Source organism: Gottfriedia sp. ABJ_BB2_2, assembly GCF_055484705.1.
The window spans coordinates 625477-648367 of the sequence record NZ_JBVFKR010000002.1 but is presented as its reverse complement, the minus strand read 5'-3'; the positions used below and the strand labels follow the sequence as shown (position 1 = coordinate 648367).

General features: G+C 31.5%; 23 protein-coding genes and 1 riboswitch. Of the genes, 18 read left to right on the top strand and 5 right to left on the bottom strand.

The features are described 5' to 3' along the window. The first annotated feature begins 44 nt into the window (after positions 1–44). The 10 genes from ACX6U0_RS08175 (at position 45) to ACX6U0_RS08130 (ending at position 10648) form a co-directional block, all read left to right on the top strand. Positions 45–2126 (top strand): dockerin type I domain-containing protein, encoded by a 2082-nt coding sequence (locus ACX6U0_RS08175; protein ID WP_464959570.1) that lies wholly within the window; start codon positions 45–47, stop codon positions 2124–2126. A 129-nt stretch (positions 2127–2255) separates the two neighbouring features. Next, positions 2256–3326 (top strand): GerAB/ArcD/ProY family transporter, encoded by a 1071-nt coding sequence (locus ACX6U0_RS08170; RefSeq protein ID WP_464959459.1) that lies wholly within the window; start codon positions 2256–2258, stop codon positions 3324–3326. Next, the gene (locus ACX6U0_RS08165; protein ID WP_464959458.1) at positions 3323–4789 is read left to right on the top strand and encodes a spore germination protein; all 1467 of its coding nucleotides are present in this window, start codon (positions 3323–3325) and stop codon (positions 4787–4789) included. The genes ACX6U0_RS08170 and ACX6U0_RS08165 overlap by 4 nt, the downstream gene beginning before the upstream one ends. A 6-nt stretch (positions 4790–4795) precedes the next feature. After that, positions 4796–5911, top strand: coding sequence for a Ger(x)C family spore germination protein (locus ACX6U0_RS08160; protein ID WP_464959457.1), 1116 nt, complete (start codon positions 4796–4798; stop codon positions 5909–5911). A 454-nt stretch (positions 5912–6365) separates the two neighbouring features. Beyond that, positions 6366–6926 (top strand): bifunctional adenosylcobinamide kinase/adenosylcobinamide-phosphate guanylyltransferase, encoded by a 561-nt coding sequence (gene cobU / locus ACX6U0_RS08155; RefSeq protein WP_464959456.1) that lies wholly within the window; start codon positions 6366–6368, stop codon positions 6924–6926. Positions 6927–6936: 10 nt separating this feature from the next. Next, on the top strand, positions 6937–7680 hold the full coding sequence (gene cobS / locus ACX6U0_RS08150; protein WP_464959455.1) for an adenosylcobinamide-GDP ribazoletransferase: 744 nt from the start codon (positions 6937–6939) through the stop codon (positions 7678–7680). Next, entirely contained in the window at positions 7677–8300 is a 624-nt protein-coding gene (locus tag ACX6U0_RS08145; RefSeq protein ID WP_464959454.1) for a histidine phosphatase family protein, read from the top strand. The genes cobS and ACX6U0_RS08145 overlap by 4 nt, the downstream gene beginning before the upstream one ends. Then, the gene (locus ACX6U0_RS08140; protein WP_464959453.1) at positions 8290–8778 is read left to right on the top strand and encodes an ECF transporter S component; all 489 of its coding nucleotides are present in this window, start codon (positions 8290–8292) and stop codon (positions 8776–8778) included. Before ACX6U0_RS08145 ends, ACX6U0_RS08140 begins: the two co-directional genes overlap by 11 nt. Next, the gene (locus ACX6U0_RS08135) at positions 8759–9529 is read left to right on the top strand and encodes an AIR synthase related protein (protein WP_464959452.1); all 771 of its coding nucleotides are present in this window, start codon (positions 8759–8761) and stop codon (positions 9527–9529) included. The genes ACX6U0_RS08140 and ACX6U0_RS08135 overlap by 20 nt, the downstream gene beginning before the upstream one ends. A gap of 18 nt (positions 9530–9547) precedes the next feature. Next, complete coding sequence (locus ACX6U0_RS08130) at positions 9548–10648, top strand: DNA alkylation repair protein (protein ID WP_464959451.1); 1101 nt, start codon at positions 9548–9550, stop codon at positions 10646–10648. A 72-nt stretch (positions 10649–10720) separates the two neighbouring features. Here ACX6U0_RS08130 and ACX6U0_RS08125 read toward each other — a convergent pair whose 3' ends face one another. Beyond that, a complete protein-coding gene (locus ACX6U0_RS08125) occupies positions 10721–11005 on the bottom strand; it encodes a hypothetical protein (protein ID WP_464959450.1) in 285 nt (94 codons plus the stop codon). A 484-nt stretch (positions 11006–11489) separates the two neighbouring features. Continuing rightward, the gene (locus ACX6U0_RS08120) at positions 11490–12374 is read right to left on the bottom strand and encodes a hypothetical protein (RefSeq protein ID WP_464959449.1); all 885 of its coding nucleotides are present in this window, start codon (positions 12372–12374) and stop codon (positions 11490–11492) included. Positions 12375–12660: 286 nt separating this feature from the next. Further along, a riboswitch (purine riboswitch) is annotated at positions 12661–12765 on the top strand. 169 nt (positions 12766–12934) lie between these two features. Between ACX6U0_RS08120 and ACX6U0_RS08115 the strand changes: the two genes are divergently transcribed. Continuing rightward, on the top strand, positions 12935–13834 hold the full coding sequence (locus tag ACX6U0_RS08115; protein ID WP_464959448.1) for a 5'-methylthioadenosine/S-adenosylhomocysteine nucleosidase: 900 nt from the start codon (positions 12935–12937) through the stop codon (positions 13832–13834). Between the two features lie 158 nt (positions 13835–13992). Here the strand turns inward: ACX6U0_RS08115 and ACX6U0_RS08110 are convergent, their stop codons facing one another. After that, complete coding sequence (locus ACX6U0_RS08110) at positions 13993–15045, bottom strand: Surface layer protein (RefSeq protein ID WP_464959447.1); 1053 nt, start codon at positions 15043–15045, stop codon at positions 13993–13995. A 233-nt stretch (positions 15046–15278) separates the two neighbouring features. Beyond that, positions 15279–15776: a HugZ family pyridoxamine 5'-phosphate oxidase gene (locus tag ACX6U0_RS08105; RefSeq protein ID WP_464959446.1), complete on the bottom strand. Its 498-nt coding sequence runs from the start codon at positions 15774–15776 to the stop codon at positions 15279–15281. A gap of 308 nt (positions 15777–16084) precedes the next feature. Between ACX6U0_RS08105 and ACX6U0_RS08100 the strand changes: the two genes are divergently transcribed. The 5 genes from ACX6U0_RS08100 (at position 16085) to ACX6U0_RS08080 (ending at position 20222) form a co-directional block, all read left to right on the top strand. Beyond that, positions 16085–17017 carry an ABC transporter substrate-binding protein gene (locus ACX6U0_RS08100; RefSeq protein ID WP_464959445.1) on the top strand — a complete coding sequence of 311 codons (933 nt, stop codon included), beginning with the start codon at positions 16085–16087 and terminating at the stop codon, positions 17015–17017. A 106-nt stretch (positions 17018–17123) separates the two neighbouring features. Beyond that, positions 17124–18188 carry a FecCD family ABC transporter permease gene (locus ACX6U0_RS08095; protein ID WP_464959569.1) on the top strand — a complete coding sequence of 355 codons (1065 nt, stop codon included), beginning with the start codon at positions 17124–17126 and terminating at the stop codon, positions 18186–18188. Beyond that, positions 18175–18984, top strand: a complete 810-nt coding sequence (locus tag ACX6U0_RS08090) for an ABC transporter ATP-binding protein (RefSeq protein WP_464959444.1) — start codon at positions 18175–18177, stop codon at positions 18982–18984. The genes ACX6U0_RS08095 and ACX6U0_RS08090 overlap by 14 nt, the downstream gene beginning before the upstream one ends. A gap of 43 nt (positions 18985–19027) precedes the next feature. After that, on the top strand, positions 19028–19366 hold the full coding sequence (locus ACX6U0_RS08085) for an antibiotic biosynthesis monooxygenase (protein ID WP_464959443.1): 339 nt from the start codon (positions 19028–19030) through the stop codon (positions 19364–19366). A gap of 145 nt (positions 19367–19511) precedes the next feature. Beyond that, positions 19512–20222, top strand: coding sequence for a class I SAM-dependent methyltransferase (locus ACX6U0_RS08080; protein ID WP_464959442.1), 711 nt, complete (start codon positions 19512–19514; stop codon positions 20220–20222). 69 nt (positions 20223–20291) lie between these two features. Here the strand turns inward: ACX6U0_RS08080 and ACX6U0_RS08075 are convergent, their stop codons facing one another. Continuing rightward, positions 20292–21542 (bottom strand): MFS transporter, encoded by a 1251-nt coding sequence (locus ACX6U0_RS08075; RefSeq protein ID WP_464959441.1) that lies wholly within the window; start codon positions 21540–21542, stop codon positions 20292–20294. A gap of 434 nt (positions 21543–21976) precedes the next feature. Between ACX6U0_RS08075 and ACX6U0_RS08070 the strand changes: the two genes are divergently transcribed. Beyond that, a complete protein-coding gene (locus ACX6U0_RS08070; RefSeq protein ID WP_464959440.1) occupies positions 21977–22351 on the top strand; it encodes a hypothetical protein in 375 nt (124 codons plus the stop codon). A 253-nt stretch (positions 22352–22604) separates the two neighbouring features. Then, positions 22605–22889: a hypothetical protein gene (locus ACX6U0_RS08065; protein ID WP_464959439.1), complete on the top strand. Its 285-nt coding sequence runs from the start codon at positions 22605–22607 to the stop codon at positions 22887–22889. The last annotated feature ends 2 nt before the right edge of the window (positions 22890–22891 follow it).

Here is a 22891-nt window from a genome sequence, read left to right as displayed (position 1 = left end):
TTGTTAATGGAGAACAAAAAACGATTACTGAATTAACTGGTGGAATGAGCTTTGGGTCATTTGGATTTGATGGTAATGATATTTCAGAAGCTCGTAATATTACATTGAAAAATCGAAGTGAAAAAGCGAAAACATTTAGTGTAGATGTGAAGTATCAAACAGGAGTAAGAGGTTCAAAAGATGCAGTTTCAAATAACGTTACATTAACTGGTCCATCTTCAGTTAAATTAAATGGAATAAGCTCAAAATCAGTCAAATATAGCTTAAACATTCCAAAGACAGCTGAAGTTGGAACATATGAAGGCTATATTACTTTTACAAATGATGCAGATCCAACAGAACAATATCAAATCCCATTTGGCGTACGTGTTGTTGAAGAGGGTATTCAAACATTTGAATTATTTAACCCACTTTACTCAAATAAAATAACAAATCCAACATATGCGTATCCATTTATGGATGGAAAAGTTGCATTAAAAACTCATATGAAAACGTTAGATGTGGTAATTCAAGATCCGACAACTGGTGAAGATCTAGGTTTGATTGGTTCATTCAATACTTCAGTAATGGCAGAAAATCAAGTTTACAATATTGGTAGACTTGTTGGAGCTACTTACTATCCATTCACAGGAGATGCAAAAAATCCAATTAGTAGTAAATATGAAATCATAAAACCAGGACATTATAAATTAAGATTAGTTGGAACTAGTCCAAGTGGAAAAACATTTGCTGCTGCAGAAGACTTTATGCTGGAATATGGGGTACCAACATTAACTTCCAGCTTTGATAAATTAGAGAAAAAGGTAATCGAATATAAAGATAGTCAACTAGATGAAAACGGACAATTTTTATATGACTTTCATTTAAATATTAACGATCCTGAAATCGATGAAGCAGCAAAGCAATATGATATTCCTGTTGACCAATCAAATAATTCATTTGTTTATATGTATAACTCATTTTTCCCATCACTTCCAATTAATATGGATAAAAATGGTGATTATAAAGATCAAATTTTAGTGGATAGCAAATATCCAACTTTACCAGTAACATTCTATGGAATGGATGCTGCACTAAATCCTACTTCTCAACTCAAAGTAGTGTTTGTTAAAAATACAACACCGTATTACTATTTAAAAGCAAATAAATCGAACATTGCAACTGGTGATACTGTAAATTACTCAGTCAGTTCAAATAACGTACAAAAATTGAAAACGACTAAAATAACAATGCGTGTAGTTAATAATCAAGGAATCATTGAAAATGTAAAAGTGAATGATGCAGTTAAACAATATGGTGATGCAGAGATTTCGGTAGCATCCAAAGCCGTTACAGCGGATTTATCAGAATACACGTTTACTTTTACGTATTTAGGTGTAGATAAGCTACCAAAAGATTTACAGCTATTTAATTTCGATGTAAAAACACTTGATAAAAGTTTTACTACAGGAACTGCTATTCAGACGTGGAACATCAGCGGATCGACGATTAACCAATCAAATGTAGAAACAAATAATGTATTTACGTATATCGAAGATTATCAAGTAAAACCAACAGTTTCAAAACTTACAGGGACACTACAAGCTGAAGGTACAAAAAATCCAACTACAGGTGAAACAAATTATGCATTAGATCAAAGAACAGTTGGTGCAAAAATTACATTAACGTCATACGACGGTAAAACAGTATTAGATGCGCCAATTACTTCAAAGCAAGGTGACTATGCATTTGACGGAGTTAAGATTGATTCTAAACCATATACATTAAAGGTAGATGTACCAGGACACTTTACAATGTCTCAAAAAATGGATCCATTATTTGATACGATTCGTGGTGATTTAATGGGTAGACAGCTTCGTTATTTATTAGATTTAGCAGCAGCTGGTGATGTGAATAAGGACAATGTAATTGATGTCCTAGATGCGATCGAAATTCAGAAATATTGGGGAACTAATAAAGTAACCACTGATGTAAACTTTGACAAAGTGATTGATGAAAAAGATATGAATTATATTGTTAAGAACTTTGGTGATAAAAATCCAACAGTTTCAAATGCTCCGAAAGCTAAAAATTCATATAAAGGGGCTACATTGGACAGTATTTTAGCTGAGTTAGGGTTGAAGTAATAGGAATATTGTTAGTATAAAAGAGAAGCCATTTTTAGCTTCTCTTTTTTGTTAGAAAATGGAATTATTTACATAACTGAACATTCTTTTGGTTACATTATTTGAATAAAAGTTTCTAAGGGGACTGTCATGAATAATAAGGTGATACAATCTGTTCATATATACATACTACTCATCATGTCTACTGGTTTTATGTTACATGTGTTAGTTCTACCAAGTATTTTATCTTCATCGCATAGAGATTCGTGGTTAACTGTTATTTCTAGTATTTTTCCATTTTTAATATGGAGTTTCTTGCTATTCTTTGTTTATAAGAAAATGAACAATGAAGATTTATTATCTATACTATACAAGGTGCTAAAGAAACCATTTTACTATTTCTTTGTAGGTATTTTTATTATCTATTTTTTGTTTACTGCTTACATCTCACTAAAAACTACTTTTTATTGGGCGAATACAAACTATACACAGGAAGTACCTGATTTTTTTGTTGTTTTCCTGTTTACTCTTATTTGTTTTTACGCTTCATCAAAAGGCATACGAACAATTAGTTCGATTGCGTGGGTAATATTGCCAATTGTAGTGTTTTTTGGTTTTTTAGTCGCTATAGGAAATACTCATAATAAAAAGTATGAATTGTTATTTCCTATTTTTGAAAATGGGTATAAAGACTACTTTCAAGGTTTTTTATATACATGTTCAGGGTTCTTTGAAATACTTTTTATTTTATTTTTAACACCTTTTCTATCTGATCAGTTAAAGAAAAAGTGGATATTAGTCGTCAGCTGTGTGTTACTAATGTTAATACTAGGACCGTTAATCGGTGCAATTACAGAGTTTGGGGCGAGTGAGGCAGAAAAACTAAGAAACCCTGCATATGAGCAATGGAGAATATTAACGCTAGGTTTACATATTACAAGACTTGATTTTCTTTCTATTTTTCAGTGGATATCAGGTACTTTTATTCGTATTAGCCTTAGTGCTTTTATTGCAAATAGTATTCTAAATCATAACGGTACAAAAAAATGGAGTCTTCCAATTTTATATTTATTTATTATGGTAGGAGCAATGATCCCTTGGGGAGGGACATCATTTTTTTATTTCTTACATCATTATTATTTTCCAATCAATTTAATTTTTTTGTGTACAACAATGGTATTTTTATTGATTATTATGACATTAAAAGGTGAAACATCATGATGAATGACTTAACTTCCATAGATCAATTAAACTTGATTGAGCTGCTAGACTCTTTTGATAATTCTTCAGATATTAAAATTCGGACGAAATCGTATAATGATGGTGAAACATTACATTTTATTAAAGCAATTTATTGTCATAACTTAGTGAATACAGAATACATTAGTCAAGTCCTTCCGAAGGTATATGAAGTTGTAAAAAAAGAGAATATGCTAAATTATGAATTGATTAGTAATGTTGTTGAAACAAATAAAATTGATAAACAAAAAAATGTATTGAATCAAATAGAAGAGGGGCTTTTTTCAGGGAATTTAGTAATTTTAAGTTCATTTTTAAATGATATTTTCTTAATCCCGGTGGCAAACCCTGCTAAAAGATCTCCAGAGGAATCAAATATAGAAACATCGGTCAGAGGACCAAAGGATGGTTTTGTCGAAAATATCTCAGATAATATGGCATTAATTAGACAAAGGTTAAAGACGTCCTCTTTAAAAAGTATAGAGTTTTTCATCGGTGATAGAAGTAAAACAAAAGTTATCTTACTTTATATGGATGATATTCTAAATCCAACTATCCTCTCTACTGTAAAAGAACGATTAAGTTCACTTAAGCTTGATATTGTTGTTAGTAGTTATGAAATTGAAGAATTATTATATGATCATTCTTTTTCTATTTTTCCATTAATGGATCACACAGGACGTCCTGATTATATTGTCCAATCATTAAATCAAGGGAGATTTGGGATTTTAGTGGATGGGAATCCTACTTGTTTAGTCGGACCAACTAGCATTAATCAGCTACTTTATTCACCTGAAGATATTCATGGCAGTTTTTTTTATGCTAATTTAGTACGCTATCTAAGAATGATGGCTTTATTTACAACAATTCTATTACCGGGATTTTACTTAGCTTTAGTTACGTATCATTTGGATCAAGTACCTTATCCTTATATTGCAACAATTGCAGTTTCCAGATTAGGGTTGCCGTTATCATCTACAATTGAAACATTTATCATGTTAGCTTTTTTTGAATTATTTAAAGAAGCAGGTGTTCGATTACCAAAAGCTGTTGGGCAAACAGTTGCTGTATTAGGTGGGTTATTTATTGGAGATGCTGCAATTCGCGCAGGTCTAACTTCCCCTACGATGTTGGTAGTCATTGCGATAACAGTAATATCTGGTTATACACTAGTTAACCAAAATATAGCTGCAAATATTGTCATACTTAGAGTATTTGTTCTCATATGCTCTACTATTTTGGGATTATTAGGGTTTTTCTCAGCGTTTTTCCTTATTCTAACCCATGTAGCTTCGTTGACTAGCTTTGGTAATTCGTACGCATTAACAGCTTCAAGCCCTAATAAATTCGATATTATGGCTATGATTTTTAGGCTTCCTCAGAAATTTTTGAAAAAACGTCATCAAGCTATACATCCTATTGATGACACGCGGAAAAAGGAGTAACCAGAAATGAAAAAAACGGTTGGGATTGTACTACTTATTTTTCATTTAATGATGTTATCAGGATGCTGGGGAGAAAAATTAGTTCAAGCGCAGACATTTGTAACAGGTCTAGGTTTTGATTTTAAAGATAATCAATATATCGTTACATTTCAGGCGTTAAACTTTTCAAATATTGCAAAACAGGAAGGTGGATCATTGGTTGATGCACCACCAGTTTTAATAGGACAGGCAACTGGCTCAACCATTCAGTTAGCTTTAAACAAATTAGAACAGGAAGCTCCATTACCACTCTATTATGGACATGTTATCAGTATCGTACTTAGTAAGAATATAATTGAAAAACAATTGAAGAATGTGAATGCATTTATTAGTCAGAAGTCATTATTAAGGTATAATACATGGTTATTTGGTACGGAGGAAGACATAAAGGACATTTTTACTAGTGAAAGCTTCTTTAATTTACCAACATTATATACTGTTCTTGATCTACCGCAGCTTCAACAAGATAGAAAAAACTTAATCTTTTCAAATATTAGATACTTGGATTATATTTCAAGATACAATGAACCTGTAGGAACCATACTAATCCCTTCTTTAGCAATGAATGAAGAAAATTATGAAGAAGATGTAATGAAAAAAATTGCTTATGTGAATGGAGCTTATATTTTATCAGATAAAAATTATAGTGGATTCGTTACAACAGGAGATCTAATTGGCGTCAGGTGGCTAAAACAAAAGAATGATGTAATTAATATTAGTTTTGAAAAGGAAAAGCTTAATTTAGAAGTTAGTAAATCAAAATCTAGAATAAAGGTACTAAACGGAAAAGAGCCACAATATAAAATCCAAATTAATGCTGTAGCAATTGTAGAACAAAATGAAGATTCACTTGGAACGAAAAAAATACAGAAATTAATTGAAGCTAAAATCAAAGATGATTTAAATGTAACTTTAACTAAGTCAACAGATATTGATGCAGATCTGTTGAATATAACTGAAAGGGCTTATCGATATCATTCGAAGCAATGGGAGATAAAAGAAATAAATGAGTTAAAGAAGGATTCAGTTAAAGATATTGACGTTGATGTATATATACAAGAAAATCAAACTTATAAAAGGTAAATAGAAATGATGGGAGGTTAGTGACTAACCTTCTTTTTTTATGGCTGTTTTCGTATACATGCTTTTTAAGAATGCGTTAGTTGATTACAACTCCAGGTTGCTCCCTTTCCGTGGGGCGAGAGCTGAGCCTCCTCGGCAAGCCTCCGGGGTCTCTGCCTTCGCGCTATTCCCACAGGAGTTTCGCACCTTCCGTTGTAATCAACTTTTGTGATAGTCGATTTATATCTCAAAAGAAACAACCTTATAGAATAGAACCTTTTTTATGAAAAAAAACCGGTTAAAAACAACTGATAAAATGCACCAATCAGTCAAGAAAAATCATCTGAGACTTTCATAAGTCCTTGACGAGGTTTCAGGAAGTAGCTTACGATTATTTTAACAAACAATCAGTTCGTACCCCTTTAGGGGGTATTTGTTTTTTACGAAAAGTTGAGATTATTCGAGGTGAATCAGTTTGATTTTTGTAATTGGTGGCGCACGTAGTGGAAAGAGTTCGTATGCTGAAAAACGGATGAAAGAAATACAAGAAAGAACGAATGATGTTTTATATATTGCAACTGCAATGCCTATCGATGGGGATATGACCGACCGAATTAAGCGACATCAACAAGATCGGGAAAAAGAATGGCATACAATTGAGCAGTATAAGGATTTTCACTTACTAGACGTGAATCCTACATTTAAAGAAGTAAATCATATTTTACTTGATTGCTTAACGATTATGATTACAAATATCATGTTTGATGGTTATACTGATTTTGACCATATTACAAATGACGAAATTGAACAGCTTGAAAGTAGTATTAAAGAAGAGGTTTTAAAGCTAATTGATGTATGTGAGCGAAATAAAAAAACATTATGTATTGTATCTAATGAGGTTGGTTTTGGTCTTGTACCCTCATATCGTTTAGGTATTATTTTTAGAGATATTGCAGGACGAATGAATCAACTGATTGCTTCTAAAGCAACTGAAGTAATACTCGTAACAGCCGGTATTCCATTACGAATTAAATAGAGGTAAAATAATGAATCGATTTAAAATGATCCTTAGTTTTTTTTCAACCATTCCAGTAAAGAATGTTCAATTTATAGAATCAGAGCTTGGAAAAGGAATTAGACTACTTCCTTTAATAGGTATAATATTTGGCTGTTTATTAGGTGGATTACATATGCTTTTGCAGTTACTAAATATAGAGAATGAAATTAGTGCTTTTTTAATCATTTTATTCTATATTTTTTTAACTGGTGGATTACATCTTGATGGTGTTGCTGATACTTGTGATGGTATTTTTAGTCATCGATCTAAAGAGAGAATACTAGAAATTATGAAAGATAGTCGAATTGGAACATTTGGCGTTGTTTCGTTAATCGTACTTTTATTAGGCGATTGGTTATTTTTATCTAAAAGCACTAATTTTGCAATCATTTTATTTCCAATTATAGGTCGCTGGATTGCATTATGGACGTGTCGAATGAGTACTTATGCTAGAAAAGAAGGCTTTGGAAATCAGTTTATATTAGAGGCAAAAAATACAAAGTCATTAATTGTTTTCATTTTATTTATAGTCCTTATTTGTATAGGAAGTATTGTTTTTCACCAGTTAGAGGTGATTGTAGCACTAATTTTTACATACTTAATCATGATTTCGGTTATTAAAAGAATCAATCGTAAACTTGATGGAATAACAGGGGATATCATTGGGTTTTCAATTGAATTTTCTCAGTTGTGCTTTTTATGCCTTGTCCTAATTGGTGGTAAATTCATATGAAGATATTTTTAGTAAGACATACTGAAAGTGAAGGGAATTTGAAAAAGGTATATGCTGGATTAACAGATTATGCGTTAACAGAGCATGGGGAACAGCAAGTTGTAGAAGTTATGATGAAGCTTTTCCAGATACTTTCTCCTACATCGAATTTTTCATTATATTCTAGCCCACTTCAAAGATGTACGAGGCTAGCAGACGAAATTGAAAGACTACTACAGACTACTAAAATCATAGATTCAAGGTTAAGTGAAACGAATTTTGGAATATTTGAAGATAAAACATATGAAGAATTAATTCAAATATATCCAGATCTAGTAGAGTCATGGTTTCAAGATAGCATAAATTTTCAAATTCCAAATGGTGAAAGTTTAAGCATTTGTTTTAAACGGGTAAGTGCATTTTGTAAGGATTTAATCAGTAGGAATAAAGATGCAGTCATTGTATCACATGGTGGCATTATAAAATTAATTATACTAGCATTATTGGATTTAGACTTAAAGGAATTTTGGAAGTTTTATACAAGTAATGGGTGTGTGATAGAAATAGCTTATGATAATGGATTTGGATATATCAAAAATATAAGTCAAATGAAATATGGGGATGAGGAATTTGGAGATTAGAAGACTTGTCGTACTTTCACTTTTTATTTCAATTAGTGCAGTATTGTCTAACATTAAAATTTTTTCTACGTTTGCGCTAGATTCTATGCCAGCATTTTTAGCAGCCATGCTTTTATCTCCAATGGCAGGTGCCATTGTTGGAGCAATAGGACATTTACTTTCTTCATTTACATCTGGTTTTCCACTGACAGTACCGATGCATATATTGATTGCATTTCAAATGTTTTGTATCGTTTGGCTATTTGGAGTGTTATATAAACGCTCAAAACGTGTAATCGCCATTGGCATAGCGATTTTGTTAAATGGTCCAATCGCAACTTTTTTAAGTGGTATTTTATTTGCATACCTAAATGACACGATGACAGTCATTGGCTTTTTTAAGTTAATGGTACTTCCTTTAACACTAGTTTCGGCGGTAAACATTATTTTTGCATACATAATTCAAAGGGTGATGAATCGTGCACGTATCCAAGTATAGAGATTTGACCTTATTACAAATCGACAAATCCAGATATTTTACAATTGCTTGTGATAGTTGCGGTGGAATTGGAATGAGTGACTTAGATATTGTAAAGGTAGAAGAGTCAATCGTTGGTTATTTAACTTCACGCGTTTGCTTATTTGAAACATTAGCATTTCGTGCAAAACCGACTTTGCTAATTAATACTTTATGTGTTGAGATGGAAGATAGGGGACAACGTATTTTAACGGGTATTAAACAGGCGATTAAAGAGTATAATGAAGTTCAATTTTTTAATGATGCGCTAGATATAAACATTACTGGTAGTACAGAAGAAAATATTCCTACTTTACAAACAGCATTAGGTATTACAGTAATCGGAGAAATCTATAATCCTTTTGAAAGGCCAATTGTAAATAAGGGTGATGTAGTTATCTTAATTGGATATCCTAAAGTTGGACCAGAAGTTTTAATTGATATGAATGAAAATTTAAATGAAATCGTTAGCTTTCAATCGTTAAAACAGTTAACAGTTCTGCCGAATGTTAAGGATATTTTGCCTGTTGGATCCCAGGGTGTGAATTATGAATTAAAACAATTAAGCCAAACACATAATAAGGAGATTCAAATTTATGAGAATGATCCTACTTTATTAGAAAAATCAGCAGGCCCAGCTACTTGTGTTTTGGCAGTTGTTGATCGGAATCATTTTCAAAAAGTACGGGAATGTATTTCGCAACAAATTACACTATTAGGTGAATTTAAATAAAGTTAATGGAGAATGTATATGGCTAACGCTTTAAAAGATATTTATAACGAAGACTTTATATCTAAAATTGCTCAGTCAATTAAAGAAGTTTATCCAAATTTTGAGGATAAGACTTTTACTGAATTAGTTTTCAATGAACAATGGGTTGAAAAAACATTGAAGGAAAGAATGAGACATATCACACTTTGTTTAGGTACTACTTTACCAAAAGATTATCTTGAAGCGCTTGGCATACTAAAGCAAATTGTAAATAGGTTTCCTAAAAATAACTTAGGCTGTATCTTCTTTCCAGATTTTGTAGAAGTTTATGGTCTAGCAAACTGGGATTCATCTATTGAAGCCCTAGCATTGTTTACTCAACACTCTACATCGGAGTTTGCAGTTAGACCTTTTATTGTTGAAGATGAAGAAAAAATGATGGCTCAAATGTTAGAATGGTCTAAACATCCAAATGAACATGTAAGAAGATTAGCAAGTGAAGGGAGCCGCCCTAGATTACCATGGGGAATGGTGCTAAGAAGTCTAAAAAATGATCCATCTCCAATTTTACCAATCTTAGAGAATTTAAAAGAAGATGAATCTCTTTATGTTCGAAAAAGTGTAGCGAATAATATAAATGACATTTCAAGAGACCATCCGGATCTTGTATTAAATCTTGCAAAAAGTTGGTACGGAACAAATATATATACAAACTGGATTGTAAAGCATGCATGTAGAACATTATTAAAACAAGGGAATAAAGAAGCTATGTCGATCTTTGGGTTTGAGACAGCTGCTTTTGTTTCGATTGAAGATTTTACATTAAGTCCTGAGAAATTAAGTATTGGAGAAGACTTGCACTTCTCGTTTAAAGTGACAAGTAACCTAACAACGCCTTCCAAAATTCGTATTGAATATAAAATTGATTATGTGAAAGCAAATGGTAGTCGTTCAAAGAAAATATTTAAAGTAAGTGAGAATCAAGTTGATCAAATGAAACCATTACACTACAATAAAACCCATTCTTTTAAAGACTTATCTACTAGAAAGCACTATAGTGGAATGCACACCATAACCATCTTACTTAACGGAAACGAGATAGTGAGTAAAGACTTTATGGTTTTGAATAACAAGATATAGTAAATCTTCTTTCATCTAAATGAAAATAAAAAATAGAGTTGCCTGAGCAACTCTATTTTTTATTTTCCAAAGCTATTCACTATTATTTTCTTTTCTAAACGAGAGGATTGATGTTTTTAAGGAAGCATATGAACCGATTGCTGCATAACCGTAAAACCACCCCATAAAAATACCGGAAAACAAATGTTGTCTATGACTAATGAATATGGAAAAACAAAGCCCCAATACTAGGGCTAGCATCGGTACATATGGTTTCTTTATTCTTAAAAATATTTTAAGTAGTTGGGTGACCACCATTACGATGGGAACAGCAAGAACAGCATCCCAAAAATTTGTTTGAATCGTAGGAAAGTCCATCGAGACACACCTTTTTAACTTATTATCTACCTAATTAGAAAAGTTATATTCAATTATTTAAGTTAATTTTGGATTTTATATCAAAGTAATAATTTATTACAAATATCAAATTTCATTTGAAAGTCATGAATCCAGGTTAGAAATAAGTAATCTAAGGGTTAAAAATTTTGGACAAGTATTATTTGATTTGTCCAAACAAATTATCCAACAGCAGGTACGCAGAGGTTTCCTTTAGCTACAACGCAGGTTAATGTTCCACCTGCTAATGCCACTTCCACTTATAGTGTAAGAATAATTGTAACAACAGCTACGAATATTACTTCTGCTATAGCAATCAATCGTGACTTAAACATCATTACGTTTGCACCGTAGAAAAAAGGGAATCGTTATACTAAAAACAAACAAAGCCTAAGTCTCACTTTAAATAGAGATACTTAGGCTTTGCTTTTTAATTAAATTAAGTAAACGGATTTGCCTGGCAAATTTATACTTGTTGTTCTTTCCTCAAATACATCATGACATCTTCAGTTAAAGCAGTAAAACCTAATTTTTCTAGAATAATTCCTTTTGGAAGATGGGATTTCGACATCGTAACAGTTTTTACTTTTCGCTTAATATTTTCATTATGTACTAGTGTTAGTAAGTCATAAAAATAAGGGATAGCTTTCTGGTCTAGTGCTACTGCAAGTATTTCTGAATAATTTGTATCAGCTCGAATTGTCATACCAAAATAGGCAATTGGTTCATCCGCAATTTTACATTCCAATGCATAGTCAAATTCTATTGAACCGTAATATTCACTTAACATTGAGAGTTGTTCATTCGTTAATGCTTGCTGCTTCGTTTTTATATTTTTCCATTCATCAAAATGAAAGTTATCTTTTATTTCAAAAGAGAAGTCTGGAATCTGTTGAATATTTTTTAATAATATGGGATATTGTGCTCCTATTATTTGAGACTGACTTGTAATTTGGAATCCCTTTGATAAAAAATAATCTATTTGCTTATTCCATTGGCTTCTAAATCTCTGTGCAAAGACTTTTCCACCATACTCATCACTCTTAGCAAAATTGAATACTTTCTCAAATAATTCATCCTGAACTGCTGAACCTTCATATTCTGGTAAAACCCAAGGGTATCCTAGTGAAACAAAATCACCTTTTCCTGAAAAGCTCATATAGCCAATTAAATTTTCATTTTCAAAAGCGAATACACGTGACTTTTCATTAAACTCTTTTTGAGACTCATATAATTTAGGAGATAATGTTGGCTTCCATGCATATGGTAAGTTTATGGTCATGTTATTCCAAAAAGAATATTGCAAATCAAGGTCTGAAGAGTTCTCATAAAATCTGAATGTAATTGTCATATCAGGATCCCTTCCTTGTTTTTTTTCTTTAATATTAACAAATTTATGTTGTAGCAAGAGAAATAATAATGAATTAATTTGATTACTAGTAAAAAAGTAAAGAAATATTACATCATGTCATTGTTTGGATTTAGTAGCAATTAATTAAAAATGTAAAAATATAGTGTGTAAAAACCAAATTTCGCTTAATATATACGTTAAATACGAACGATAAGCAAATATATCAGTAATATTATTCACTTTTTCATTGTATTCCATTGATAAGTTTGTTATATTATCAAAGTAATAATCTTTACAAATCGTTACTCGTATATGCTCGGTAATATGGTCTGAGCGTCTCTACCTGGTTCCCACTAAAAAGAACTAGACTACGAGTTAAAGTATAGAGCATCTTGGTTGTGTACCACTGGTGACATGGTTTTGCATTCATTTTTCTTGTTTGCTTTATTATGTATACTTTAACTATCGTAGGTCTAGAAAGTAGGTATTTTCTACATTTTCTAGACTTTTTTCATTGGGACAAAGCCTCGAGTATAACAAACATCTAGGAGGACATTAGAATGAAAGAAAGATTGGTTATGGGAAGTAAGCCGTTAAAGAAGTACACTTTATTAGGTGTTATTACAGTATTTATATTCGCTTTATTTGTAGGTTTTAGTTCTAAACCAACTATTTCAATCGCTAAGAAAAAAACGTTAAAGCCTATTATTATTCAAGGTCCAATGCCGATAGAAGCTGAAAATTTTGCGAAAAAATTAAAAAATGTTAAAGAAGAAAAGTCAGGAAGTTTTGTATTTTACAAGGGAACTTTAAATAATTATCCAGTTATCGTTGCAAAAACAGGTAAGGGAATGGAAAATACTGCAGCTGCTACTGCTGTAGCGATTGAGAAATATAACCCTATTGCTATTATCAATCAAGGAACATCTGGTGGACATGATCCAAATTTAAATGTATTTGATATTGTTTTAGGACAAAAAACTGTAAATATTGGCTCTTTAAAAACAGTATCTAAAGAAGAAAATGAAGGAATTGATCCAACAGTATGGAAGCCGATGGACTTAATGGCTTCTGAAGGTAGTGCTGGGGAAGATCCTAATGCTGAAAAGCCTCGTTTCTACGAAGGCGATAAAGAGTTACTTGCTGTAGCAAATGCAGTGAAAGAAACATATACAAAGGGAAAAATTGTTGAAGGAACGATCGGTTCTGCAGACGTTTGGAACAATGAAGTTGACCGAATTAAATGGTTCAATAGTAAGTATGGTACATCTGTTGAGGAAATGGAAGGTGCTTCAGCAGCACAAATTGCTAAAGCATACGATGTTGCGTTCTTAGGAATTAGAGTATTATCTAATAACAAAGTGAACGGTGGTAAATACAATCCCAACACAGCTGCGGCATGTCAGGAATATGTTTTTGAAGTCGTTAAGAAATATATTTCTACGAAAACTAGCAAATAAGAAGTTTAATATATGACGATAAAGCCTAATTTCTCGATTGTAAAACTGAGAAATTAGGCTTCTTTTATTTAATAAAGCAATTATAGGCAGTTCTTCATTAAGTTTAATAATCATGAAAGAAACCGAGATTGAAAAGTTAGCAATCTCGGTTTTAGTAATTAAGTAGCTGGAATCTCAATGATATCTGCGGATAATTTCTCTCCATTATACTCAATCCAATATTCAACTTTTTGAACTGCTGATGTGGATTTAATATTTTCAACAGTAATTGTTGCAGTAGTTTTGTCTTCACTTAAAGTTATACTTTGTGGTGTAATGACTTGCTCAGAACCTGCGTTAATGATTACAGATACTTTTACATTATCTGTAGTTAGTGATTGTACTGCCATATCAAACTCAAGTGTCAGTTTACCATTAAGTGCTTCAATATAATTTAGTTCAGCGACAGGTGGTTTAGTTGCATCCATATAGACTTCAACTAAATCTGTATATTCTTTTGTTAATTCTGTATTGAATGTTGAAGAAGTATGGCTTAGTAACGGCTTAGTTGTCTTTAATACACTATAAGCACTTTCTAACTTTCCAGATTCTAGTAGGCTAGTAGCTTGCTCTAGTTTATATGATACTTTTATATCATAATTATATTTTTTATATTTAGTAGTCTGATCATAAAATTCATTAAAGAATGCTTTTTTCGCTTTAAAATCATAAACTTCATCGTAAGTTGCAAATTGTCTTGAAGTAATGTATTTTGCAAGTTTTTCATGAGCGATTTGTAAAGATTCAATATCCTCATCTAATACAGCTGATTGAAGTTGAGCTTCAATATTTGTTGATGCATCATACACAGAAGCAGCTTTTAAGTAAGGCTCTACTCGATCTGTGATGAATGTTTTGTATGCACTATTTAATTCTGCTAAATATTTTTTCTTATTACTTTTTGCATACTTTTCAATCGTCTTTTTTGTTGTAATGTATTGTTTTTTCGCTTTGTTATATTCAGTAACGACAGTAGACTTTTTAGCGAATGTGCCAGTCTTTTCAAGTGGTGTGATATATGAACTATATGCTTTTTTCATTTGTGATTTTGTTACGCTAACGACTTTTGAAATATTAATAGCAGCTTCTGATGAAGAAGGGTTAGCGGTAAAAAGTGCAGCAACAATAATTGCGCCTGCAGCAGCTATATGATAAACAGATTTTACATTCATTATTTGGAAATTCTCCCCTCAAAAATAGATAAATAGATTAAATAATGGTTATGAAAGTGAAGGTACATAAGTGTATTGATGAATAATTCTCATTTTCGATGTAATCATAATTGATAATGATAACCATTGTCAATTAGTTTTTTGAAAATATTCTGCAAAATAAAAACCACTCTCACTAAGTAGAAGTTGTTATGTGAAAGTGGTCTGTTATGTAGTATTGATAATCTGTGATATTACTTGTTTTTATCTACAACGACATGGGCAAATTTATTAGCAGAAAGATCAACGTCAAATGCAGCACCGAAGCCAATTACATAGCGGCCCTCTGAAGGTGTCAGCTTAAATAGCGACATATCAATTCCTCGTAACATATTCATCATTGGTAACCCATGAATTTGTTCAAACTTATTAAAAATTTCTTCTTGATCTTCATTTCCGATATTTTCAGAAGCACATCGGAAACGTGCTCGTTCTCTAGCAAATAGATTAGGAGATTTTGACTCATCAGCAATTAGCATGATGTAAATATTCTCATTATCTTCTATAAATTGATAGTGATCTGAAATTTTACTAATAAATATATAGAAACTTTCTTCATGTTTAACAAAAGGTGCATAACTAATAAAAGGATCACCATTTCGATCTTTTGTGCTAATGACGATCGTTTTTGTTTCATTGATAAAATCATCGTATTTCTGTTTAAACGTTTCAATATTCAGTTGTTTTTGCATGAATATCCTCCTAAGAGTACAAAAGTATTTTAAATTATGGCTTTTAAATGTAATTCAATAAAAGCTAATTCGAATGATAACAATTATCATTTTCAATTGCAATATAAATATTTTTATTATTTTTAATTTTTAGAAGAAAATCTAGAAGTATCTAAGGATTGTAAGAATAGGTAGATAAATATGTCGATTGATATATCAGAGAACATGTAAAAAAGTAATTGACAATCATTCTCAACGTAATCTAATATCAAGTCGAAGGGCATAATTGATAATGATAATCATTAATAATTACCAAAGGAGATATATTCATGAAGAAATTTATACTTAGTATGTTATCAGTTTTATTAACTTTTAGTTTAATAGCTTTTAATACATCTACAACAGAGGCAGCAAGTAAAAAAATTACGGTAAAGGATTTTGCTGGTCGTTCAGTTACTTTTAGTAAAGCCCCTACAAGAATTGCAGTATTAAGCTCAGGAGATCTTGGTACAGTGAAAGCATTAGGTTCTAAAATAGTAGGTCGACCAACGACGGTTTCAACTGTAGATTCAAGTCTAAAAAACATTACACAAATTGGTACAGTTTTTTCTCCAAATTATGAAAAGATTGCTAGTGTAAAACCAGATGTAGTCATTGCAAGTACTGCTTTTAAAGCAAATATTAAAAAAGTAGAAAATTTAGGGATCAAAGTCATTATTACTTCTGGAGCATCTGTAAATGATATAAAATCAAGCATTACATTATTAGGAAAAGTGCTGAATAAAGCACAAAAAGCAAAAGTATTAACTGGAAAAATTGATAGCAGAATTAAAAAATATAGTAAGAGTAAAACAAATGTGAAAGCAGTCATTTTATTTGGTTCAGGTACTAGCTCATTAGTTGCATTACCGAGCTCATTTTCGGGTGATGTTTTAAAGAAAACAGGTGGAATTAATATTGCCTCTAGCTTTTCTGAAGTAAAAGATTTTCCTGGTTACGCTAATTTAAGTACAGAAAAAATTATCGTTTCTAACCCAGATGTTATTTTCATGATTACGCATACAGATCCAAAGAAAACGAAAGCAGCAATGGTTAAATTGATGTCTTCTAGTGCTTGGAAAAATTTAAATGCTGTTAAAAAGAAAAATATCGTCTTTTTACCAAGTGATTTATTTGCTTCAAGCCCAGGAATTAAAATTACAGATGCAATGGATTACATGAATAAAGAATTATTAAAAGTAAAAGCGAAAAAAAATAAATAATGAACTCGAAAAGGGTGTTTTTAAGAGGAGAAATGGTCTTTAAAGCACCCTTTCTCATTGTGGGAAATCTACTTTTAATTATTGAATTTTATGGGGGAAATGGATGATGGAAAGGCAATCAAATGTAGCAGAAGCACAAATTGAGCCAACGATTAGTAAAGAAAAAAGAGTACATCCATATACAAAGAAAAGAGTTTTAACATACATTTTCTTAATAGTTGCAATTGTGTTAGTTGCTCTTTATTCGACAATTACTGGAAGTGTTAAGCTAAATCTACATGAAGTTTGGGCAGGATTAACAAATTCAAAAGATCCAATGCTTCATGCAATTGTTTGGGACTTGAGATTACCTAGAATAATAGTTGGATTAATTGTTGGGATGTGTTTAGCCGTATCGGGATCAATTATGCAAGGGGTAATGAAAAATCCGCTTGCAGATCCAGGAATAATTGGTGTGTCAGCAGGTGCTGCATTTATGGCAGTTATCATTATGATTGTTCTCCCACAATATATTCTTTTATTACCAATCGCTGCTTTTTCAGGTGGATTTGTAACAGCTATGTTAATTTATGGTCTTGCTTGGCAAAATGGTTCTTCACCTTCAAGAATTATACTAGTTGGTGTTGCAGTTAACTCGGTAATTGGCGCAGCGATGAGTGCGCTAATGCTATTATTTAGTGACAGAGTGCAGGCAGTTTTACCTTGGATGGCAGGTGGAATTTCTGGGGTAACATGGGACCAAGCTAGAGTGGTATCAATATACGCAATACCAGCATTAGTATTATCACTGCTTGCCATTAAGCATATTAAAATCCTAAGTTTAGGTGATGAAGTAGCTAAAATATTAGGGCACAATGTTGAACGTAGTCGTTTCTTTCTCATTCTAATCAGTACATTTTTAGCGGGTATTGCAGTTAGTGTTTCTGGATTAATTGGTTTTATCGGTCTAGTTATTCCACATATCATGCGAATGATTGTAGGGAATGATTACCGTTATGTCTTACCTTTGTCAGCTTTAGGTGGAGGCGTATTCTTAGTATTTGCAGATACAATTGCACGTAGTTGGTTTGATCCAATTGAATTACCAGTTGGTGTTTTACTATCATTCCTTGGTGGACCGTTCTTCTTATATATTTTAAATAAAGGAGGAAAAACACGTGCTTTTAACTAAAAAAGTTTCCTTTAAACACTCAGAATCTTTTTCACTAGATAACATCAATTTCGAAATTAAAAATGGAGAAATTGTTAGTTTAATCGGTCCGAATGGTTCAGGAAAGTCTACAATGCTACGGATTGTGACTAATTTACTAAAGCCAAATGAAGGGGCAGTTTTATTAGATGGAGATGAGATTAAAAATCTAAGTAGGCAGGCAATAGCGAAAAAACTATCGATGCTACCACAAGTTCATAATAATGAATTAGATTTGACTGTTAGGGAACTCGTTTCATTCGGTAGAAATCCACATAAAGGCTGGTTTCAAAAATTAGATTTTGAAGACGAAAAGATTATTGATTGGGCACTAGAAGTGACGAATTTACAATCTTATGAATTTAGATTTCTTCAGTCATTATCGGGTGGAGAGAGACAAAGGGCTTGGATTGCAATGGCCATTGCAGGACGCCCAAATGTGTTATTATTAGATGAACCAACTACATTTTTAGATATCGCGCATCAATTAGAAGTAATGGAACTGATTCAAATGTTAAATGATCGTTTTGGTATGACCATTGTTATGGTATTACATGATATCAACCAAGCTGCCGCATATAGTGACAGATTAATTGTTTTGAAAAATGGTTGCATAGAATATGATGGGAATTCACAATACGTGATTTGCAAAGAGATGTTCCATGATATATTTGAGATTGATGTAGAAATATTTAAGGACGGGGATAGACCGTTTTTTAAACCTATCAGAAATGTAGGCAAATTAAAAGAAGTAGAACGTGAACGAGTACATAGTTAAAGAAGTAATTAGATTTTTATCATTTAGAGGAGGGACATAAAAAATGATTATGACAACCAATGCAATTCGTGTCGTGAAAGGGCATGGAGATCAAGTCGTTGAGCGATTTAAAGTTTCAAAAGGGATTCATAAGTTTCCTGGTTTTATTCGTATGCAAGTTTTAAAAACATTGGATCTTGAAGAGTACGATGAAGTGAGAGTTTGTACAACTTGGGAAACAATGGAGCATTTCCAAGGATGGGTAAATTCAGATTCTTTTAAAGCAGCTCATGCAAAGAGGCAAGAACAGCAAGCTACAAATGAAAATAGTATCATTTTAGGTTCACAATTAACATGCTATGAGATACCTGTAGAGCACTTACGCGAAGAGGTTGAAAAGTAATACTTATATAAAAGTCATTTAAAACCATAAGATAATACGAAAAAAAGAGAGGTATGTAGAACTCTCTTTTTTCTATTTACTACAATTCGAACCATGATATAGTAGTGATTGTCACTAAGAGGATACCTGAATTGGAGGAGTGTTAATGAAAAAACAAGTGATTGAATCTTTTAATCAATTATCAGTTGCTTATGAAAACACAGTAGACCTTGAAAGCCCATATAATACGCACTATGAAAGACCTGCAATGATGGAACAGTTAGAAAAGAATCTCGAGAAATATCATATTTTAGATGCTGGTTGTGCAGCAGGCTGGTATACAGATGCCTTATTAAATAGAGGTGCGAATGTTACTGCAATTGATATTAGTCAAAGCATGGTTGAAGCTGCAAAACGAAGAGTGGGAAATAAAGCTAAAATATTATGTCATGATTTAGAGGAGACACTTCCATTCCCAAATGAAACATTTCATATCATTATTTGTTCTTTAACCTTGCACTACATAAAGGATTGGAATTCAGTATTTACAGAGTTTAATCGAGTACTAAAGCCAAATGGAGTATTATTGTTCTCAGTCCATCATCCATTTTCAGATTACACGATATTTACCTGTGAAAATTACTTCACAAAAGAGTTACTCACTGACCAATGGAAGAAAGCAGGAAAAGAAATTGAAGTAGTTTTTTATAGAAGACCACTACACGAAATCATCCAATCAACCGTTAATCATTTTATGTTATCTTCTCTCATAGAACCGCAACCTATACCTGAACTAAAAAATATAAATCCAAAAGCATTTCATACATTATCAAGTGAACCAAGATTTTTAATGATCAAAGCAGTTAAGAAAAATTGAAGTAAAAAAGAGTTCTTAAAGTAGAACTCTTTTTTCTTGGAAATAATAAAGTTGTAATGAATCATCATGTTACATTGAAATTTTATTTTGTTTATAATCCAATTGTTTTGAATGTGCCATTTTATATGCCATTATACCAAAGAGTACACCTGCAAGACCTCTAAAAATTGTAGAAATAACCATTGCAAAATTCATGCTATAAGATTCAAGTAAAAATACACCAACTTGCGGTGCAATGAATGCAATAATTGAAAGCAAAAAGTTGTAGTTAGCAATATAGGAAGTACGATGGTCTTCTTCAGTTGCATCTAATAAACTATTAAAAAGAATTAAAACAGTTCCAGATACGAAAAATCCTGAAAAGAAATTGACGATAAATAAGTAAATAAAATTTGTAGAAAGAATGTTTAAAATTGGTGCTGTAGCCATTCCAATTGAGATCCATATTAACAGTTGTGTGTTACTATATCGATTTGCCATTTTTGCCCACCAAGGATAGCTAACGATTTGCGATAATTGATTACTTACAGTAAATAAACTTACCCAAAATGCAGTTGCATGTGCAATTCGAATTTGATAAATCGAAAAAAGTGACCATGCCATTTGCCAAGCAAAGTTAAAAAAAAGCGCACAAATTAAGAAAGTTACATAGGGTTTGTATTGAAAAAGATGTTTTGAAAAGGGAGAATAGTGTTCTGTTAGTTGAAGATTTGACTTCTCCTCTTTATGTTTCAAAATATAATATAACTCAAACATCCCAAAAATAAATGCAACTAAAAATAGTAATTGATAAGGAAGTGCATTAGATGAATGATAGGCTTTCATGCATAATCCTACAATTAACGTTGCAATCATACCGATAAATGTTAAAACTTTATTTCGTTGACCAAAAAATAGATTTCTTCGTTCAGCAGGTATCAAATCTCCTATAAATGCTTGCCAACTTAAATTCATAAATGTTCCTGGCAAATTCATGATTGCAATTAAAATAACAAATAACCACGCGATATGATCTGATTTTATAAACGGAAGAAATACCATTAGAAGAAGAAACAAACGCGTAAATAAAATGGAGTAAGCTGTAAATTTTCTTTTTTCTTCAAGTTTATTAACGATAAATGCAGCTGGAAGCATTGCAGCCATTCCGACAATAGAAGGCAATGAAGAGATTAAACTAACTTGGTAATTAGATGCACCTAAAATTGCAATTGCAAACAAAATGAAATAGTTATTAGACAAACTAAGTGCAATCGTTTGTGCAGCCCCGTTTTTAATGCTCTGGGATTCATTATGAAGAACGTCTTGTTTACTGTAAATCAACTGATTTTCCTTCTTCCTTTATTAATGTTATTGAAATGAGTTCGAATACTGATAAAATATTGGTTATTTAGTTGATTTTTAATTTTTAAATAATTCATTTGAACAATAGCATATTTATGATGAAATATCTATGGATAAAACCAAAGTTTTACGTAAAAAAAAATCAATAAATTCTTGAAAAAAAGCTTAAGAAAAAAAGTACTTAAAAATTGCATTTACACATAAAATTGACTAAACTTATATAATCTTTGTTTACAAAAATAAAAGATAGTTCATTTAAACCCATTAAATATTGGAAAGTACATTTTTAAATAGTTAAGCCATACTAATTATTAGAGTTGACGTTTAAATAATTCATTATTTTAAACGTCAATTTTTTATTGGAAATATGTTGTTTTATACATAATTAAGTTTACAACAAGGAGAAGAGACATATGTTTACACCAGTTTATAAAGTGAATGACCAGGGAGAGATTTACTTAAGTACAAATAGTTTTTCAGTATCGTACGATCAATTTAAAGAAGATGAAATGGGTAACGCATATGTAATTGTAAAAAGTGGCGAAGAACCAATCTTAAAAGTAAAACTTCTTCTACATAATATTGGTAATGCTAGAACACAAGAGCTTGAAGTAAAAAACAAATCGGGACTAGGATTAGTTGAAATTCGACTTATGCATGTGAAAATTAGAAAGTTTAAAAATGGTTGGGGCGCAAAGATTCAATTACAAAATGGAGAAGTAACAATTAAAGGGGATATCCCGAAACACGTAAAAATACAAGTAGTTCGGAAAGTAAAACTCGGATAAGAAAGAAGCGTATCAATCTGTCTGATCCATTAGTTTTTGTACTTTGTCTAGAATTTGTGAAAGAAGCTATTAAAAAATAGCTTCTTTTTTTTGTCTATTTTTCGCTATGAATCAATGTTTAATAGAGAGTCAATAAAAAGAAAACATGGGATTCGACCAACCTAGAGGGAAATTTATTACCTAAAACAATTTTAAGAAAAAATTAAGGAATCTATTACATAATGCAATTAATCAATTAAAAGGAGTGTTATTTATGGAAAACATAGAAACAAATGAGATCACACAAAAGCTAAATAAACTGGAGAAAAACATAAGAAATAAATCAAAATTTGATATGAATCCAAAATTATTAGCAATCTTATTAATCGCAAATTTAGTGATAGGTATTTTTAGTTTAGCTGGAATTGGATACTTAAGCTTTAAAGACATCAATCGAAATCAAATGATCAGAACAAACTTCCCTAATGGTGGTAACTTCAATGCTCCTAATGGTGATATGTTTAATCAACAAAATCAAGGACAACCATCTAATAACTAAGG